15 protein-coding genes, 3 tRNA genes and 1 pseudogene are annotated in these 18,161 nt (G+C 38.3%); 13 read left to right on the forward strand and 6 right to left on the reverse strand.

What is annotated here, in order from left to right; all coding sequences use genetic code 11:
* Positions 1-74: 74 nt before the first annotated feature.
* The 5 genes from xerA to HX743_RS07305 all read right to left on the reverse strand — a co-directional run bounded on the left by xerA (position 75) and on the right by HX743_RS07305 (position 4,126).
* A complete protein-coding gene (gene xerA, locus HX743_RS07285) occupies positions 75-989 on the reverse strand; it encodes a site-specific tyrosine recombinase/integron integrase (protein ID WP_178318862.1) in 915 nt (304 codons plus the stop codon).
* The gene (locus tag HX743_RS07290) at positions 989-1,627 is read right to left on the reverse strand and encodes an alpha/beta fold hydrolase (protein ID WP_096900946.1); all 639 of its coding nucleotides are present in this window, start codon (positions 1,625-1,627) and stop codon (positions 989-991) included. Before HX743_RS07290 ends, xerA begins: the two co-directional genes overlap by 1 nt.
* Before the next feature lie 131 nt (positions 1,628-1,758).
* Positions 1,759-2,604, reverse strand: a complete 846-nt coding sequence (dapF, locus tag HX743_RS07295; RefSeq protein WP_004971880.1) for a diaminopimelate epimerase — start codon at positions 2,602-2,604, stop codon at positions 1,759-1,761.
* 12 nt (positions 2,605-2,616) lie between these two features.
* Positions 2,617-3,861 carry a diaminopimelate decarboxylase gene (gene lysA, locus HX743_RS07300; RefSeq protein ID WP_004971882.1) on the reverse strand — a complete coding sequence of 415 codons (1,245 nt, stop codon included), beginning with the start codon at positions 3,859-3,861 and terminating at the stop codon, positions 2,617-2,619.
* A 25-nt stretch (positions 3,862-3,886) separates the two neighbouring features.
* Complete coding sequence (locus HX743_RS07305) at positions 3,887-4,126, reverse strand: lipoprotein (protein WP_004971884.1); 240 nt, start codon at positions 4,124-4,126, stop codon at positions 3,887-3,889.
* Between the two features lie 359 nt (positions 4,127-4,485).
* Between HX743_RS07305 and HX743_RS07310 the strand changes: the two genes are divergently transcribed.
* The 3 genes from HX743_RS07310 to HX743_RS07320 all read left to right on the forward strand — a co-directional run bounded on the left by HX743_RS07310 (position 4,486) and on the right by HX743_RS07320 (position 8,491).
* A complete protein-coding gene (locus HX743_RS07310) occupies positions 4,486-5,841 on the forward strand; it encodes a sodium:alanine symporter family protein (protein WP_096900947.1) in 1,356 nt (451 codons plus the stop codon).
* 156 nt (positions 5,842-5,997) lie between these two features.
* The gene (gene radA / locus HX743_RS07315) at positions 5,998-7,389 is read left to right on the forward strand and encodes a DNA repair protein RadA (RefSeq protein WP_104853204.1); all 1,392 of its coding nucleotides are present in this window, start codon (positions 5,998-6,000) and stop codon (positions 7,387-7,389) included.
* Between the two features lie 115 nt (positions 7,390-7,504).
* Positions 7,505-8,491: a Tim44 domain-containing protein gene (locus HX743_RS07320; protein WP_178318863.1), complete on the forward strand. Its 987-nt coding sequence runs from the start codon at positions 7,505-7,507 to the stop codon at positions 8,489-8,491.
* Between the two features lie 350 nt (positions 8,492-8,841).
* Here the strand turns inward: HX743_RS07320 and HX743_RS07325 are convergent, their stop codons facing one another.
* The gene (locus tag HX743_RS07325; RefSeq protein WP_178318864.1) at positions 8,842-10,020 is read right to left on the reverse strand and encodes a trypsin-like peptidase domain-containing protein; all 1,179 of its coding nucleotides are present in this window, start codon (positions 10,018-10,020) and stop codon (positions 8,842-8,844) included.
* A gap of 167 nt (positions 10,021-10,187) precedes the next feature.
* Between HX743_RS07325 and HX743_RS07330 the strand changes: the two genes are divergently transcribed.
* The 10 genes and pseudogenes from HX743_RS07330 (at position 10,188) to HX743_RS07375 (ending at position 18,051) form a co-directional block, all read left to right on the forward strand.
* Complete coding sequence (locus HX743_RS07330) at positions 10,188-10,946, forward strand: Nif3-like dinuclear metal center hexameric protein (protein ID WP_004971895.1); 759 nt, start codon at positions 10,188-10,190, stop codon at positions 10,944-10,946.
* A 181-nt stretch (positions 10,947-11,127) separates the two neighbouring features.
* Positions 11,128-11,754 (forward strand): superoxide dismutase, encoded by a 627-nt coding sequence (locus HX743_RS07335; protein WP_026438302.1) that lies wholly within the window; start codon positions 11,128-11,130, stop codon positions 11,752-11,754.
* A gap of 146 nt (positions 11,755-11,900) precedes the next feature.
* Positions 11,901-11,976, forward strand: a tRNA-Asn gene (locus HX743_RS07340).
* 6 nt (positions 11,977-11,982) lie between these two features.
* Positions 11,983-12,058: transfer RNA gene (locus tag HX743_RS07345), tRNA-Asn, on the forward strand.
* Between the two features lie 217 nt (positions 12,059-12,275).
* Positions 12,276-12,578 (forward strand): hypothetical protein, encoded by a 303-nt coding sequence (locus HX743_RS07350; RefSeq protein ID WP_004971899.1) that lies wholly within the window; start codon positions 12,276-12,278, stop codon positions 12,576-12,578.
* Between the two features lie 117 nt (positions 12,579-12,695).
* Positions 12,696-12,771 (forward strand) — tRNA-Asn (locus tag HX743_RS07355).
* Between the two features lie 78 nt (positions 12,772-12,849).
* Positions 12,850-13,167 (forward strand): annotated as a pseudogene (locus HX743_RS07360) (DUF2726 domain-containing protein); the annotation flags it as partial.
* A gap of 117 nt (positions 13,168-13,284) precedes the next feature.
* Positions 13,285-15,654: a hypothetical protein gene (locus tag HX743_RS07365; protein ID WP_178318865.1), complete on the forward strand. Its 2,370-nt coding sequence runs from the start codon at positions 13,285-13,287 to the stop codon at positions 15,652-15,654.
* Positions 15,641-17,866, forward strand: a complete 2,226-nt coding sequence (locus HX743_RS07370; protein WP_178318866.1) for a hypothetical protein — start codon at positions 15,641-15,643, stop codon at positions 17,864-17,866. The genes HX743_RS07365 and HX743_RS07370 overlap by 14 nt, the downstream gene beginning before the upstream one ends.
* Positions 17,863-18,051 carry a hypothetical protein gene (locus HX743_RS07375; RefSeq protein ID WP_178318825.1) on the forward strand — a complete coding sequence of 63 codons (189 nt, stop codon included), beginning with the start codon at positions 17,863-17,865 and terminating at the stop codon, positions 18,049-18,051. The genes HX743_RS07370 and HX743_RS07375 overlap by 4 nt, the downstream gene beginning before the upstream one ends.
* Positions 18,052-18,161 lie beyond the last annotated feature (110 nt).

Consider the following 18,161-nt stretch of genomic DNA (forward strand, 5'->3'; position numbering starts at 1 on the left):
TGTGAGAAAAATATTTGCAGTATGAAATAGCTATATTTTAACTTGCAAAAATAATGCCGACTTTAGGTAAAGCTTTACTTTTTACTCGCACGTGGATGTGCCTGATCATAAACTCGCGCTAACTGATCAAAATCGACATGGGTATAAATTTGCGTGGTGCTTAAATTGCTATGCCCAAGCATTTCTTGGACTGCACGTATATCCCCACTATTCGACAGCATGTGACTTGCAAAACAATGTCGCAATAAGTGCGGATGCAAATCGACATTAACGCCCGCACGCTGCGCCTGAAACTTCACCCGATTTTCAATTTGGCGTGCTTTTAAAGGTTCACCTTTTTGAGTAATAAACAATGCTGCATCGGGTACAAAATCGCCCTGCCATAAAGGGTAAATCTGCAGCCATTGCATCACCGCATCTTTGGCTTTGCGACCAAAAGGCACTATACGGGTTTTATTGCCTTTACCCGTAATGCGCAGCAATTGACGGTTAAAATCTAAATCGCGGATACGTAAACTTTGTACCTCTGCTAGGCGCAAACCACTCGAATAGAGCAATTCTAAAATCGCTTTATCGCGTCGCCACATTTGTTGTTGTACTTCAGTTTCAGGTTCAGGCTGATCCAAAATTTGATGAATCGTTTCAATATCAATCAAACCCGGCAAAGGTCGTGGCTGACGTTTTAGCTGAAAATTATCAATTGGACTAAATTGTAAATACTGCCCTTGCTCAGCCCATTTCATAAATTGACGAATCGCTGACAACATGCGCTGTAAACTGCTGCTATTTAATTGTTGCTGTTCTACTTTTTGCGCTAAATAATGGCGCAAATCTGCAGCCTCTACATCATATAAGGCAAGTTGTTGTTGCTCACAAAAGCTAAAAAAATCGTTTAAATCGCGTGCGTAGGCTTTTAACGTATGCGGTGACTGCTGTTGTATTTCTCGTTCTTTGAGCCACATCTTTAATAGTTGCTGCGGATCGTACATTAGTCACGCTCCGATTGCTGAACTGCGGCAAACTGAGATAAATAAGCAGCAATGTGTTCAGCCGCCTGATCTGCATGTGTTTCTAAAAACAAATGATCACCATCATGCACAATTTTTAATACGGCTTGTGGAAATTGTTGTTGTAAAAACTCACCTACCGCCAGTGGACTTATCGGGTCTTGATCACCCCATAACAACAAAATAGGCATGTTGATTTTAGCAAAGTCTACCGTGTAATCGGCCTTTGCCTCTACAAACCAGTCAGGATAATTTAAATCACTTGCTTGATAGTCTTGTCGCCAATCTTGCACCTGAAAACTGCTTAAATCCATGCCACCAGATGTTGCAACCAATACTAATCCTTTGACTTTTTCTGGATATTGCAACGCGGCAGCAACTGCAAAAATACCACCCATCGACTGTGCAATGATAATGCAATCATCTGGGATATTCGCCAACACATAAGCCTGCAAACTTGCAAAATCATGTACCTGTGAATGTGCAGGTTGATGATTAAATTCAGGATAAGCCACAATTTTTACAGCATTCTGCCACGGCAATTTTTCAATTTTTTCGATTAGCGGATGAAAAAATGCGGTATTGCCTGAAGCGCCAGGTAAAAAAATCAGTTGCGGCATAATGAGTAGAAGTTTTTAGAGTGACATTCAGTACAGCATACCTGATCCGTGCTGCAAGATACAAAAAAGCACCATTCGTTTTGAAAAGTGCTTTTAAGTAAGATAAGAGCTGTTCATGTTAGAACGAAACATCAGCCCTGAAAATAATTTAAATCCAAACGACCGTGATAGACATTAGCAGTTGGCCCTGTCATCCACACCACATCGCCTTCACGCCATTCGATTTGCAACTTACCACCTGCCAGTTCAATTTCAACTGAATTAGACAATAAGCCACGGCGCATACCCGAAACGGCTGCAGCACATGCACCTGTACCACAAGCCAAGGTTTCACCTACGCCACGTTCAAACACACGCAAACGCGCATGTTTTTCGTCAATGATTTGCATAAAACCTGCATTGACGCGCTGTGGAAAACGCTCGTGTGATTCCACTTGTGGGCCAATACCTGCAACATCGGCAGTCAATACATCAGGCACAATGGTCACAGCATGAGGATTGCCTATGTTCACCACATCAATGGTCAATGCAGCACCATCTTTCAGCGCAATGTCATATAAGTTATCAGGCTCATCGGCAATGAATGGAATCTCATGCGGCAAGAATTTTGGATAGCCCATATTCACCCGCACCCAACCGTTTTGCCCCAATTCAGGCTCTACAATGCCTGCCTTGGTTTGCACCTTGATTTTGGTTTTGGTCGTAAGCTGACGTTCATGCACAAAACGTGCAAAACAACGCACACCATTGCCGCACTGCTCCACTTCAGAACCATCGGCATTGAAAATGCGATATTTAAAATCGACATTTGGTAAATCGGGCGGTTCCACAATCAGGAGTTGGTCAAAGCCAATCCCGAAGTGGCGGTCTGCAAGGCGTTGAATAGTCAGCGCATCCAAATACGCACGCTGGCTGATGAGATCAACCACCATGAAGTCATTGCCCAGACCATGCATTTTGGTAAATTCTAATAACATCTCGAATTCCCCTTATGGCAATAAACGCTCTCTTTCCCACAGCGATTCAATGCTTTCACGTTCACGAATTAAATGTGCTTGATCTGCATCGACCATGACTTCAGCTGCACGACCACGGCTGTTGTAGTTAGAACTCATCACAAAACCGTATGCGCCCGCACCCATTACAGCTAAAACATCATTTTCTTTGATCGCAAGCTGACGTTCTTTACCCAAGAAATCACCTGTTTCACAAATTGCACCAACCACATCCCACTCTAGCGTTTCAACATCAGTACGTGGGGTTACGGGCTGAATGTCCATCCATGCTTCATATAACGCAGGACGGATTAAGTCATTCATGGCAGCGTCAATAATCGCAAAGTTACGATGATTGGTCGGTTTGAGTAAATCAACTTTTGTTAGCAGCACGCCCGCATTGGCAGAGATACTACGACCCGGTTCCATATACACTTTAAGACCTAACTTTTCTAAAGCGGGACGTAAAGCATTGGCATATTCTTCAACCGTTGGTGGAGTTTCATCTTTATAAGTCACCCCTAAACCACCGCCAATATCAATGTGTTTTAGCTGAATACCCATTTCTTTTAAGGTATCAATCATCACAATCACGCGATCTAAAGCATCGACAAACGGTTGTGTTTCGGTCAATTGTGAACCGATGTGACAGTCAATTCCAACGATATCTAAGTTTGCTAAAGAAGCCGCATATTCATAAGTGCTATATACCGAATCAGACGGAATCCCGAACTTGTTTTCTTTTAAGCCTGTAGAAATATAAGGATGGGTTTTGGCATCGACATCTGGGTTAACCCGTAATGAAATTGGTGCTTTGACATTCATGCTTGCCGCAACTTTTTGAATACGGTCTAATTCTGCATGCGATTCTACGTTAAAGCAGGCAATCCCAACTTCCAACGCTTTTTGAATATCGGCTTCAGTTTTACCTAAACCTGAAAAAACAATTTTCGATGCATCACCACCTGCTTTGAGAACACGCGCCAATTCACCGCCTGTCACAATATCAAAACCTGCACCCAACTTAGCCAATACATTCAATACCGCAAGATTCGAGTTTGACTTTACCGCAAAACAAATTTGATGATCGATAAAGTGGAAAGCACGATCCATATCTAAATAATGCTTTTCAAAAGTCGCTTTTGAATAAACATAGAGTGGTGTGCCAAATTGCTGTGCGAGTTGTTGTAGCGAACATTGCTCGGCGTGCAAAACCCCTTGAATGCGGGTAAAACTCATGAATGTATCCTTTATCTAGAAAGCGTTAAGGTGTAGTCGATGTAGATGCAGCAGGTGCAGCAAACTGCTGTTGCACAGGTACGGCTGTGTCTGACGATGTTGCCGATTGCGTTGCACGTTTAGGCGCAGCATCTGGATATAACAAATATTTTGCGCGTTTGTCGTAATTTGGGTCATTGGGTAACTGTAATGTACCTGACTGACCACAACCGACCAAAACCACTGTTGTAAGCAAAACACTCATGCAGCAAATGACGGTACGCATCTGACCACCTATAAAATATTTTCGATGAAGTATAACGCGATCACTGCCGCGACCAAAGTGCTAATGCAGAGAGATTATATTGAGCTTAGTAAAAATTCTAGCTTACTTACTATTCTGCTGGCATAGATTGACCTTATCAGGTCTGAAAAATTGCGACTTCTGACACAGATAAAGTCAATTTTATTTCAAGGCATCAATTGTCAAAATCTAAAAACTATGCAAAAAATATAACGTGCTTAAAACCAAGTTCTTTTAACAGGAAGTTTTAAAGACTGGCATATCACTTGCTTAATTTTTACAACTGTTCAACTACAGTCACAAACTAAGCATTTATACACTGCGTTTATAAGAAGAAATTTATGCAAAATTTACAATCGATGATGGAAACCCTAAGCGGTTGGGTCTGGGGTCCATACATGCTGGTTCTCATTGTGGGAACGGGCGTCTTCCTCACCTTCCGCTTATTGTTCTGGCAATTCCGCATGCTGCCACTGGCTTTTAAACAAGTCTTTTGCAAACACGACAAAGCGCAAAAAGAACCGGGCGATATTTCACATTTCGCATCACTGATGACTGCACTCTCTGCCACCATTGGTACGGGAAATATTGCAGGTGTTGCAACGGCTTGCGTCCTCGGTGGCCCGGGTGCAGTGTTTTGGATGTGGATGACTGCCCTGTTTGGTATGGCGACCAAATATGGTGAAGGTGTTTTGGCGGTTAAATACCGTATTAAAAACGAAAAAGGGCAAATGTCAGGCGGCCCAATGTACTACATTGAACGCGGACTAAAATGGAAATGGCTCGCGATTATCTTTGCCTTTTTTGGCACAGTCGCCTCGTTTGGAATTGGTAGTTCAGTACAATCCAACACCGTAGCTTTAGCAGTTGAAAATAGCTTAGGTGTAGAAACTTGGATTACTGGCGTGGTAATTACCGTATTTTCTGCATTGGTGATTTTGGGCGGAATTAGCTCGATTTCCAAAGCATCTTCGGTGATTGTTCCGATTATGGCCATTCTGTATGTTACAGGCGGTTTAATTATTATCCTGAATAATTTACACCTTGTCGTGCCTGCATTTGAGCTAATTTTCCGTGATGCCTTTACTGGTGAAGCAGTTGCGGGCGGTGCAATTGGTGCAGTAATTCGTTACGGGGTTGCACGTGGCGTATTCTCCAACGAAGCAGGGATGGGTTCTGCCCCAATTGCTGCTGCGGCTGCAAAAACCGACCACCCTGCGCGTCAAGGTTTAGTGTCTATGACAGGTACCTTCATTGATACCATTATTGTCTGTAGCATCACGGGGATTGTTTTGGTAATGGGCTTCATTATGGCAGGTAATAGCTTTGGTGGTGCAACAGGTGCTGTACTCACCACACAGGTTTTTGACCAGTTATTGCCAGGCTTTGGTGGTTGGGTCGTCACTTTCGGGATCATCTTCTTCGCCTATTCCACCATTCTCGGTTGGAGCTATTATGGTGAAAAATGCTGTACTTATTTATTCGGCGAAAAATACGTGTTGATTTACCGCTTAATTTATATTGCTTCAGTGTTCATTGGCACCATCGCCACCCTAGATTTAGTCTGGTTATTTGCCGATACCTTTAATGGTTTAATGGCTGTACCAAACTTAATTGCCTTGTTGTTACTGTCTGGTGTGATTGCCAAAGAATCCAAAGACTTTATTGCGAAGCGCAAATCTGGCGAGTTGTATTAAATAAGCCCAATTCATTGAATTATTCCGTTCAAATCATAAATCATACAATCACCCACGTGGTTGTATGATTTTCCATGAAAAATCCAGATAACATTCATTTCGCGAACATTCCTCTGTATGCTGTAGTCAGTTTTTAATTGATGCAATGACTGGGTTATGGCAAAAGTAAAAAGTGTCTATCGCTGTGAACAATGTGGTGCAGATCATCCTAAATGGGCAGGTCAATGTTCAGAATGTGGGGAATGGAACTCACTTCATGAGGTCAGTATTGCCCCTGCGGTGACGCATCGTGCCCAACCTAAAATGGGCGGTGGCTATGCAGGACAAGCGGCCGCCATTACCACGCTTAATAAAGTGTCTGTATCGCACGAAACCCGTTTAACAACAGGCATTGGGGAATTTGACCGTGTTTTGGGTGGCGGTTTGGTTACGGGCTCTGTGGTACTGATTGGTGGAGATCCTGGTATCGGGAAATCGACCATTTTGCTACAAACTGCGACTCACATGGCGGCTGCCAATAACACCGCTTTATATATCACAGGTGAGGAATCTCTTTCGCAAGTGGCGTTACGCGCTCAACGCTTAGACTTACCCACCGATCAACTGAAAGTCATGGCAGAAACCTGTGTCGAACGGATTTGTGAAGTTTTGGCGCATGAACGCCCTGCGGTAGCCATTCTGGACTCGATTCAAACTTTATATACCGAAACGTTGCAGTCTGCTCCAGGTGGTGTTTCACAAATTCGTGAATCAGCTGCCTTGCTGACTCGTTTTGCTAAAAATAGTGGCACTGCGCTGTTTATTGTCGGTCATGTGACCAAAGAAGGGGCTTTAGCGGGGCCGCGCGTCCTTGAACACATGGTCGATTGCGTCTTGTATTTTGAAGGACAGTCAGACTCACGCTACCGTATGATTCGAGCAGTCAAAAACCGTTTCGGTGCAGTGAATGAACTGGGCGTTTTTGGCATGACCGATAAAGGCTTACGCGAGGTTGCCAATCCATCTGCGATATTTTTGAGCCGTTATGATGAGGCAATTCCAGGTTCTATTGTCATGATTAGCCGCGAAGGAACGCGACCACTTTTAGTTGAAGTACAAGCTTTGGTGGATGATGCACATGGTCAGCCTAGACGTGTGGCTTTAGGTCTGGAACAAAACCGTCTGAATATGCTATTGGCGGTGATGCATCGGCATGGCGGCGTACAAACTTCAGGGCAAGATGTGTATGTGAATGTGGTCGGCGGCTTAAAAATTACCGAAACAGGTTCAGACCTTGCTGTACTACTTGCCTGTGCTTCTAGCTTGCGTGGCAAAGCCCTGCCACAACAATTGGCAGTATTTGGTGAGGTCGGTTTATCGGGTGAAATCCGCCCAGTACCAAATGGTCAGGAACGCTTAAAAGAAGCTATTAAACACGGATTTAAATATATTATTGTGCCGCGTGGCAATGCCCCACAAAAAGCCATTGCAGGTGTGCAAATTATTGCGGTGGCGCGTTTGCATGAAGCCTTAACTGAAGCCATGAATTTAAGTGAAAACTTAGGTTAAATCCTTGGATGATATTTTTTCAGTTTCAAGAAAAAATATCATATTTATATTGAAATTCGCAGCAAATGCCTGCATAAATACACAGCTTAACTTTATTTTAATATAGGAAAATTTGATGGAAGTTCGACAGCGTGGTTTGATCGCAGCAATGCTCACAGCGACTTTATTGGTAGCTCCGTTAGCAGCAGAAGCAAAACGTGCAGGTGGCGGTAAAAGCCATGGCATGAGTCGTTCGGCTGCTCCAACTCAGTCTTACCAACAACCTCGTCAAACAACGCCAGCACAACAACCAACAACTGCACCAGCACAGCAAAAATCTGGTCCAGGCGTAGGTGGTATGGTTGCTGCAGGTGTTGCAGGTGCGGCAATTGGTGCGGTTGCTGCCAATGCCTTGGCCGATGATCAAGCTGCAAGTGCTGCCGAAGCGCAAGAGGAAAAAGGCGGTATTCCAAGCTGGATTTGGATTTTACTCGCTGCTGCTGTTGCCTTCTTCATTTTCCGTAAGATGGGCGCAAAAAAAAAACTAACGCCTAATCCGTATGCGCCAAATAGCGGTGCCAATCAGGCACCGTTTGCGCAAACACCACCTGCTGCAGCGCCACGTAACGACAATACCAATATTTTTGGTCAATCTGTTGGGGGGTCTGCCGCTTCTACCCAAGCGCCTTTTAGTCAAGCTGCCAATAATAACGCGCCATTTGGTGCAGCTTATACCAACAGTGGCAATCAATTGCCTGATGGTTCAGAGCCTGCAACCTTTTTACGTGTAGCGCGTCAGCGTTTTAACCATATTCAGTCTATGAACACAGCCAGTAATATCGCAGAAATTCAGCGTTATTTAACTCCTGATTTATATCAGTCGATGTATCAGGACATTATGGCAAACCAAGACCAAGATGTAGCAGAGTTTTCTAACTTGAATGCCATGGTGGTCGATTCTGCAACTGAAAATGGTCAATATGTCATAAGTGTACGCTTTACAGGTACAGTCAGCGAAGACCTGAACAGCTTACCGCAACCATTTACAGAAATTTGGCACTTTGTAAAACCTGCAGGCTCTAATCAAGACTGGTTAGTGGCAGGTATTCAGCAAGAGCAATAATTTCAATGGATCTAGAAAAACAGCGACTTCGGTTGCTGTTTTTTATGCCTTTCTTTATCTAAGTTGAGACCCATCATGTTTAAACAGCACGTTTAAATCTTCTAAGACATCAACACCGAATACATCCACACTTGCCACACAAAAGCAAACCCTCGATTGATTAGATCTATCAAAAAGTATCATCATTCATCAATACAGTTTATTTAGCCCACCTTCTCTTTGTATCTACCCAGAGATAAATCAAATCACGTTATCCGTATCACTTTGGTTATTTCCAGTCGATCTCCATTTACTTAGCCAACAAAAAAGCCCTGCAAACGGGCAAGGCTAAATTGTTACTGTTAAATCTATTATTCAGGCAATGGAATAAATTGCTTATCGGTATTTTGAACTTTGCGCTCACCGACTGCGACTTCCAAATCTAAGGCTTCTTCACCACGTTCAACTGAAACAGTCACCGTCGTATGCGGTGCTTGTGCAGCAACATAATTAATTAAATGCGAGGTTGAAGTAATCGCTTCATCATTCACTTTTAAAATTTTGTCACCACGTTTTAAACCTGCTTCTGCTGCAGGGCCACCGCGCAGTACATCAGCAACCACTACACCGCCTTGTGCAGGTTCTAAAATGTTGTCTTGTTGCACAGGCAACAAACTAATACCTAACCAACCACGAACCACACGTCCATCTTTTAAAATCGAGTTTAAAACCTGCTGACAGACTTGTGCAGGAATTGCAAAGCCGATGCCCAATGAACCACCTGATTGCGAGAAAATTGCCGTATTTACCCCAATCAAATTCCCTGCCACATCAATCAATGCACCACCTGAGTTACCTGGATTAATTGCTGCATCGGTTTGAATGAAATCTTCATAGGTATTAATACCCAAGTCAGAACGTCCTGTCGCAGAAATAATCCCTTGAGTCACGGTTTGTCCCACACCAAATGGGTTACCAATCGCAAGTACGACATCGCCCACTTCATTGCCACTCAGTTTAAATGGCAATACAGGCAGTTTTTCTAGATCAATTTTAATGACCGCTAAGTCTGTGTCTGGGTCAGTTCCAACAACTTTTGCAACCGCACGGCGTCCATCGTGCAAAGCCACGACAATTTGTTCAGCCTGCGCGATCACATGATTATTCGTTAAAATATAACCATCTGGACGAACAATGACCCCAGACCCCAAACTGTTTTCATTTGGGCCTTGCTTAAATTGATCGGGTAACTGATTGCCAAAAAATTCACGAAATGCAGGGTCATTTAACAATGGATGATCCATTTGTTTCACTTTTTGTGTGGTAAAAATATTTACCACCGCAGGCGCTGCCACTTTAACCGCAGCGCTATACGACACCATCCCACCTGTCCGTGTTGTATCAATTAATGGTTCAACTTTCTCGGCAGGCATTTTGACCCCATCGGCAGCCACAGGCGCTTTCGGTTTTTGCAGTTGTTGCCAAGTCACAAAGCCAATAATAACCAGAATGAGTAACACCCAAGGTAACCAGGTAAAGGTCCGGCGCACGTTTTGTACCTCTAAGTAAATTTTTTTTGATGATTAAGTCATTGAATGAGCTATTGTAAAACGAAACACAAATAGAAACATAAAAAAGCCCAAGAGTTTTGTCTTGCTTTAGTTACAATACAAAATATGTTTTGATATTGGCTAAATATGAGCAATTTGAGAAAGTTATGGCGCAGCTAAAAGAAATTATTCAATGGTGTGATCAAACTTTAAATACACATGAATTTAAAGATTACGCGCCCAACGGTTTACAAATTGAAGGTAAGTCTGAAGTTCAAAAAATTTTATGTGCAGTGACTGCCTCTCAAGAGGCTATTGATGCTGCTATTGCCCAAAATGCAGACTTACTGTTAGTACATCATGGCTATTTTTGGAAAGGCGAACCTTACCCAATTACAGGCATGCGCGGTAAACGCATCAAAAGTTTAATCCAGCATGATATTTCTTTGGTGGGTTATCACTTACCGCTCGATTCACACCCAAGTCTAGGCAATAATGCTGCCATTGCTGAATGTTTGGCATTAGAAAATTTGCAAGCCCTAGACCCGAGTGAACGTCATCCTATTGGTAATATTGGTTTTTTAAAGCAAGCCATGAGCGCAACCGAATTTCGTGACTATCTCACAGCGCGTTTAGGCTTTAAAACCATTCATCTTCCTGCCGAAAAAAGTCAGATTCAAAAAGTAGGGTTCTGCACGGGTGCAGCACAAGATTTTATTGGCAAAGCGGCAGAACAAGGTTGTGATGCCTTTATTTCGGGCGAAGTCAGTGAACGCACCTATTATGAAGCCAAAGAACTAGGCGTGCATTATTATGCCTGCGGACATCACGCGACTGAGCGCTATGGTGTACAACGACTCGCAAAAGCTATTTCAGAACAGTTTAATATTGAGTATAGTTATTTTGAATTAAATAACCCAATTTAATACACCGTTTCACCCAACGATTTCACTCAAATGACATCTGTGTTTAACATAGTCTTTAGATGTATACATTCGAGTCTTATTCTGTATGGTTATTTATACCTAATGCGCAATTTGATCTCGAAATCTATTACAATAGAGCCACTTAATGTTAAAACCCAGCAAAATGCAAGGAATTGAAAACATGACAACCATTACTTTACCGGCTTTACCATACGGTTACGAAGATCTTGCTCCACACATCAGCAAAGAAACTTTAGAATTCCACCACGACAAACACCACAACACTTATGTTGTGAACCTGAACAACTTGATCGCGGGTACGGAGCTTGAAGGTAAAACTTTAGACGAAATCATCAAAGCAACTGCAGGCGATGCAGCTAAAGCTGGTGTATTCAACAACGCAGCGCAAGTTTGGAACCACACGTTCTACTGGAACTGTATGGCGAAAAACGGTGGTGGTAAAGCTACTGGTGCTTTGGCTGCTAAAATTGATGAAGCTTTCGGTTCTTACGAAAAATTTGCTGAAGAATTTGCTGCTGCTGCAACAACTCAATTCGGTTCAGGTTGGGCTTGGTTAGTAGCTGACGAAGTGAATGGCAAACTTTCTATTATGAAAACTTCAAATGCTGACACACCAATGGCGCACGGCAAAGTTGCAGTATTGACGATTGACGTTTGGGAACACGCTTACTACATCGACTTCCGTAATGCACGTCCTGTTTACATCAAAACTTTCTTAGAAAGCCTTGTAAACTGGGATTACGCAAATGCGAAATACGCAGGTCAAGATGCTGGTGTAGAAAAATAATTTCTATTTTTCTGTAGAAAAACTGCTCTTTATGGGCAGTTTTTTTATTTTTGCAGATGAAATGAATATTTATAAAGCAAACAATACATTTCTGATGATGAACGTGTTGACGACTTAAACTTTCATCCCTAAAATGCCCCACAGATTCTCCAATAGCTCAGTCGGTAGAGCGACGGACTGTTAATCCGCAGGTCCCTGGTTCGAGCCCAGGTTGGAGAGCCAATCTATTCTCCCATAGCTCAGTCGGTAGAGCGACGGACTGTTAATCCGCAGGTCCCTGGTTCGAGCCCAGGTGGGAGAGCCAAGATTCTAAAAATCCCACGCAGTATGACGTGGGATTTTTTTTTGCAATTTTTATTGTTTTTATAGTGGATATGATATTCTAAACGAATGGAACAGGCCTCACTCTCCCCTTAAATCAAAATTAAAACCATACAGTGAAGATCGGGCTATCCCCTCTTGTGATGACTCTATTTTTTCGCTAACTTAGGTTCATCAACAACAATAAAACTTGAAAGCCCATGCAAGCGCCTTGGTTAAAATCCCTGATTTTTTGGACAATTCTGATTGTGGTGATTTTTGCAATTTTTCAATGTACGCAAAAATCTGAAAGCAATAAAACTGCTGCGACACTCATGTATGAACGTCTGTATCAATGCAGTCGTGATCTGAACGCACAACAACAAGCCACCTTAAAACAAATTCAAAGCCAAGTGAAAACAGAAATGACTCAGCAAGAGATGCTGCAATTAATTAACTTATGTCGTAAAACCAACCCACCACAGACACGCGAAGATTATATAAAAGCCATTCAAGCACTCTAAAAACTGCGTTAAAACAAAGCTAGATGATTATTTTTAAAGCAGTTAATCTATAATTACGGTTTTTTTTCAATTCCGGCTTGACCAAAAACAGATACCCACATAGAATGCGTGTCAGATTCTCCCATAGCTCAGTCGGTAGAGCGACGGACTGTTAATCCGCAGGTCCCTGGTTCGAGCCCAGGTGGGAGAGCCAAAATTCTTAAAAAACCCACGCATTATGACGTGGGTTTTTTATTCCTGCTGTTTAGGGTCTAACGACACCGCATCATCTATGTTTGAATCCAGTCAATCGACTTTCTTGCTTATTGGCAGCTTGGCTAGCCTTGCCCTGTTTATCTTAATTTTTAAGCAATTATTTTTCCCCAAGAAAAACTTTTATCCTAAACCGATGATGACTGCTTTTGAACGCAGAATGTTTATGCGTTTAAAACAAGCTTTTCCTGAGTATCACATCTTGGCACAAGTGGCGTTTAGCGCATTAATCACCAACAACCACTATAAAATTCGTGCGCTGTTTAATCGTAAAGTGACTGATTTTGTGATCTTAAATGCAGAAATGCAGGTCATTGCAATTATAGAGTTAGATGACCGCAGTCTTTTCCTAATTGACCAAAGTTGTCAAATTGATTCTTTATAGATTTTTCATTGACATAGTACATTTTTTAACCTTTAATTTATTTGACAATCGTCATGGATGGAACATTCTGTGAAAGTTAAATACCTTAAGGATTATGATCACTCAGACACTTTAGATATTGCTAGCCGTTACTGGCTAAAACAAGAAGAACAGAAGCTTAATAAGCTTACTGCACTAGTAGCCCTCTATTGCGCGTATATCGAATGTTTGAAGGGTACATCGAGTCAACACTCAATATTCAATTTAACATCGTCTGCTGCACTGGAGGATCATGTAGAGTGCTTTATAGGATTTATCTACACTGAAATAGATACAAGTAATTACAACAAATACCACTATAGCTATGAAGTTCAGTTAGTATTCAATAATCTAGCTTTATTTCTAAATAAAAGGAAAACTACAATTTTCCTTTCATTTAATACAATAAGTGAAGACGTAGAACATTGTATATTTCTATATAAAAATACTGAAAAAAATATAGAAAAAATTGAATATTATCAAGGTTGGAGCATTTGCAGCAATGATAAGAAAATTATGAATCTAAATATCAGTATTATTTACGATGCATATGGAAAAGAGTTCACACATAAATTACATCAAATAATGATAACTTATGGAAAAAAAATAATATCAACCACATTGTCAAAAAAAATTGGATATCTAGTTAGCTTATTTAGAATTTTAGTTCTAGTTTATCCAAATATTAAAAACTTACAGAGGGCAATGTCTTCAGAGTATGCATTTGAAAGCATGCTTATTATTTATAATTTATGCTTAATTGATGCAAAAATAAAAAACTATAATATTGGTCATTTTCACGGAAGATGGAGTCGTATGGTCGATATGTACAGCTTATTAGTCAACTATGGAATATTTCAAGAACCTCTCACAGAAATACTTAGGCCAATCTATAAAAATTGTACAAATAAAAATACTACAACAAATGTGATAAAAAACAATAAACAACAATTATTACATAATAAATTAGTAACACAAATTCCACTAAGCTATACAGATAGTGAGGCTAAAGAATTAATTTTTATTAAAATAATTAATGAAATTGACCATATAGTCTACTGTTCAGAATTACTTAGACAAAAAGTAAATGAAAAATATGATTATTTTATTGAATGCAGCAACAAAGGAACTATTAAAGTAAACCAAAATAATAATTTAAGAAACCCTGTACCGATAGGAACTATAAGTAAAAATAACACATTTCGTACTTTTTATGAAACTCCCTTTAAACACAAAGACATTAAGAATTATTCAAACTTTCTAGGTATATCAGGTTTTAGCAAGGAAAAAGATATCATTAAGGATGAAATTTTTTATTCAAGTTATAATACATTATATCCTTTACTTATACTATTAATTAATCAACATCCCGCGATTACTGAATCATGGCTACTGAGTTGGAAATTGTATGACAATAAGAGTAATGTAGGTCTTTTTAAAATTGGGGAATCTTGGTATAGCAAGTCTTTCAAAAAAAGAAAAGGAGTGAATCATGCTGAACAATTAATTAAGTTAAATTCTCAATCGGTAAAAATAATTGAAGACATCATAAGAATTACTAGCATAGCAAGAAATTATTTAAAATCAGAAAATAATAAAGATTATGAATACATGCTATTAGCTTCAAGAACTGCATTTACAGAACCAAAAAGAGTAAAAAAGATTGAAAATGGTACATGTACCACACTAATTAATTGCTTAAAAAATTCATATGAAATAACAAGTTATAGAAATAGTGAGATATTACTTAATAATAACGAAAGTAAACATATCTTTCAAAATTTAACCTTAACAAGGTTTAGAGCAAGTTGTGGTGTACGTGTTTACTATGAAACAATGTCTGTCAATAAAATGAGTATAGCACTAGGTCATGAGGAATATAACCCTAGTTTGATAGATTCATATTTACCAGATGCTCTATGGAAATTTTACACAAATAGATGGATACGAATATTTCAAAATGCTCTAATTTATGAATCTATGAAAGAGTCTATTTATTTATTTGAATCAGTAGACTTCACTAAAGATGAACTTGATAAATTCATAAATAATCATGCATTCAAAGACATGCCTCATCATATTGAAAAAGGATTTCATGAAATAAATATTGAAAAAAAAAATAACAACGATAAAAATAGTTATATAGGTATTTATTTAATAACAGTTCCTCTTCTACAAATTTTTCTGGCAGTTAAATACTTATTTGAGGAGACTTCTCACAATGAAAAAGACATAAAGAAACATTTAAAATGGTGGTACACAAGTGCGAATTATGTAATATCTCAGATTGAAGAATCACAAAATAATTTACAACAATGCTTGTATTTGACTAAAGACATAATAGAAATGTATAAAATAGCGAAAAACAACCCAATAAAGCATCAAATAATTGAAGGAATATTTACAAATGATCGTGGATAATGCATTAAAAGAAATTATATCCGACATTAATAAAAATATTGAAAATATGTCAATAAATGAACTTATGCTATTAAAGAATGAGATGATAAAAAACCCTAATAACTATGAATTAATTGAAAAATCTTTTGAAAAAACATCGACCATACACAATTTAAAACTATCAGATGTAAGAATTCCAGATTGGTTTTATAATAATACTAAATTTGAATCAAATATATGGATGATAAAAATAAATAAAAAAATAACAACGATCAACTTCAATAAAATAAAGATTGATAATAATATTAAACTAACAGAAAGACCAAAAATTCTAAATACCTTCAAATACTGGCTTTGCATTCAAAGCCACCCTATTTACAATAATGGTTTTTTACTCAAAAATCAAACAATAAGCACCAACTTAAGTAATATAATACACTTCATAAACTCTATTTTAATTAACTCAAAATATTTAAAATTAAGCAAGTACAATTTAGAAAAAGTCAATGAAGACTATATTGTTGACTATTTAGTCAATATAGCAAACTATGGTAAAATAAATGCATCAATAAATTATTATAATTTAGTTGCAGAGTTCCTAAGAGAAAAGATTAAGGAAATAAATTTAAATGATATATTAGAATTTGAAAAAGAATTTCCTTTTGTTAATAATCACAACCATAATGATGAACTTGACTTGACATTAGAAGAGCTAAGAAAGTCTAAATATTGGCTTTATTTTAATAAAGGTTACTCTACATATAATCCCAACAAAGTGTTAACTAATTTTTTCATTAAATGCTTTGAGAATAAAATCATTGTTTTTAACCAGCACCCCATTACTTTACATCAATTAAACTTAATTAAGGATAAATCTAATACAGAGTATTTATCTCTTCCTTGTAAGACTACAGATGAAGAAAACTTTTCATATCAAGATATTCAATCTCAAATAAAGAACTTAAAGAAAATTGTATTTATCCACTCTCAAAATGATTGTGCCCAAATAAATATTTCAAACTTTAATACTATAGGTGTAAAACGAATAAGTAAAATAACCCCTTTAAGAGATCTGGGGCGATTTGCAACACTACCTGCTGAGGTAACTTTTAAAGCAATACATGATTCATTTGAATTTATTCATAAATATTTAGATATATTACTTGATACTATTATTAGATATTCTTTATTCATAAAGAATAAAGAAGGAGATTTCAAAGCTTTCTATAACTCTCCAGATTTTCCTGACACATTAAAGAGCATAGGTATTAAAGAGTTAAAAATACCTGATGATGAAAATTTTTTTATAAATTTACGAATGAATCATGGATTTATAGATTTTTACAATATTCTTTTAGGGTCCATATTAGTTGCATTAGGTGCAATCACCGCTAGACGCATCTCTGAAATTATTGATCTACAATCATTAGATTGCTTATTGCCTAAAAATGTTGATCCATTTACAACAGAACATAAAGAGTTTGAGGTTATATTTGATAATCGAAAAAGTGGTGTTGGTGGCATTAATTTTCATCGTGAAAAGATGGCAAGACCTATACCAAGCATAATAGCAAAAATAATTTATAAACTTGAAAAGTTCAATTCAGTAATTTTAGATAATAATTTATCTAAATTATCAGATATTAATTTGGTTAATAGATATTCTTATGCTAGAAACACATGGTCAAAGTTATCTCATTCAACTTATGGTAACTTACTAAATTTATTTTGTGATTATTTTCAAACAAAAGTAATAGAATTTACCCCAAATGAATATAGAAGATATTATATACGACAGCATCAACTTAGACGTTTTTTTGCAATGATGTTTTTCTGGTCAAAAAGCTTTGATGGTTTAGATACATTACGCTACTTCCTTGGTCATACAGATATTGAACATTTATATCATTATATTACTGAACCTTTAACAGGTAGCGTTCTAAATGGCGTAAAATCTCATACAATTTCTGAAGCTTATTTAGGAAAATCAGGCCCAATTGTTAAAAACATTGAAAATTTGCGTGCAGTATTAATAAGTCATTTCAATGTTGATGACTTGGAAATAATAAGCGCAAACAACTTTAAGCTGACAAATAATTTATCAAGCAAAATAAACTATCTTATAGATGAACATATAATTGACCTTCAACCTAGATTTTTTACCACCAAAGACAAAAAAAATAATACAATCCAAGAATTTGAGCTAATATTAATAATTAAGGATGATTTATGAAAAAAATTGATTCTCTTGAAGTTGAAAATTCAATTCAATCTGAAATTGACTTACTTCAACTTATAGTAAAAAAACCAAACAATTATATTAATGACAATACAATAAAATATGCTATTTCATCTCAAAAAAATATGGCTAAATACTCTAATAATGACTATGGCATTATCTCATACGCGCCAACTTAAGCCATGTTGATGATATTTCATACACTCTGGTGCCTCCTAAATAACATTGAAATATCATCTGTAAATCGTTGTAATTTCCTCTTCCTAGGCCGCTCCGACATACTTTTAAT

Origin of the sequence: Acinetobacter sp. Swhac1 (assembly GCF_013390985.1) — a bacterium.
GTDB classification, from domain to species: domain Bacteria; phylum Pseudomonadota; class Gammaproteobacteria; order Pseudomonadales; family Moraxellaceae; genus Acinetobacter; species Acinetobacter towneri.

Bases quoted from the DNA above. Each gene is read 5' to 3' on its own strand.
- xerA (WP_178318862.1), bottom strand. From the start codon at position 989: ATGTACGATCCGCAGCAACTATTAAAGATGTGGCTCAAAGAACGAGAA.
- HX743_RS07290 (WP_096900946.1), bottom strand. From the start codon at position 1,627: ATGCCGCAACTGATTTTTTTACCTGGCGCTTCAGGCAATACCGCATTT.
- dapF (WP_004971880.1), bottom strand. From the start codon at position 2,604: ATGTTATTAGAATTTACCAAAATGCATGGTCTGGGCAATGACTTCATG.
- lysA (WP_004971882.1), bottom strand. From the start codon at position 3,861: ATGAGTTTTACCCGCATTCAAGGGGTTTTGCACGCCGAGCAATGTTCG.
- HX743_RS07305 (WP_004971884.1), bottom strand. From the start codon at position 4,126: ATGCGTACCGTCATTTGCTGCATGAGTGTTTTGCTTACAACAGTGGTT.
- HX743_RS07310 (WP_096900947.1), top strand. From the start codon at position 4,486: ATGCAAAATTTACAATCGATGATGGAAACCCTAAGCGGTTGGGTCTGG.
- radA (WP_104853204.1), top strand. From the start codon at position 5,998: ATGGCAAAAGTAAAAAGTGTCTATCGCTGTGAACAATGTGGTGCAGAT.
- HX743_RS07320 (WP_178318863.1), top strand. From the start codon at position 7,505: ATGGAAGTTCGACAGCGTGGTTTGATCGCAGCAATGCTCACAGCGACT.
- HX743_RS07330 (WP_004971895.1), top strand. From the start codon at position 10,188: ATGGCGCAGCTAAAAGAAATTATTCAATGGTGTGATCAAACTTTAAAT.
- HX743_RS07335 (WP_026438302.1), top strand. From the start codon at position 11,128: ATGACAACCATTACTTTACCGGCTTTACCATACGGTTACGAAGATCTT.
- HX743_RS07350 (WP_004971899.1), top strand. From the start codon at position 12,276: ATGCAAGCGCCTTGGTTAAAATCCCTGATTTTTTGGACAATTCTGATT.
- HX743_RS07370 (WP_178318866.1), top strand. From the start codon at position 15,641: ATGATCGTGGATAATGCATTAAAAGAAATTATATCCGACATTAATAAA.
- HX743_RS07375 (WP_178318825.1), top strand. From the start codon at position 17,863: ATGAAAAAAATTGATTCTCTTGAAGTTGAAAATTCAATTCAATCTGAA.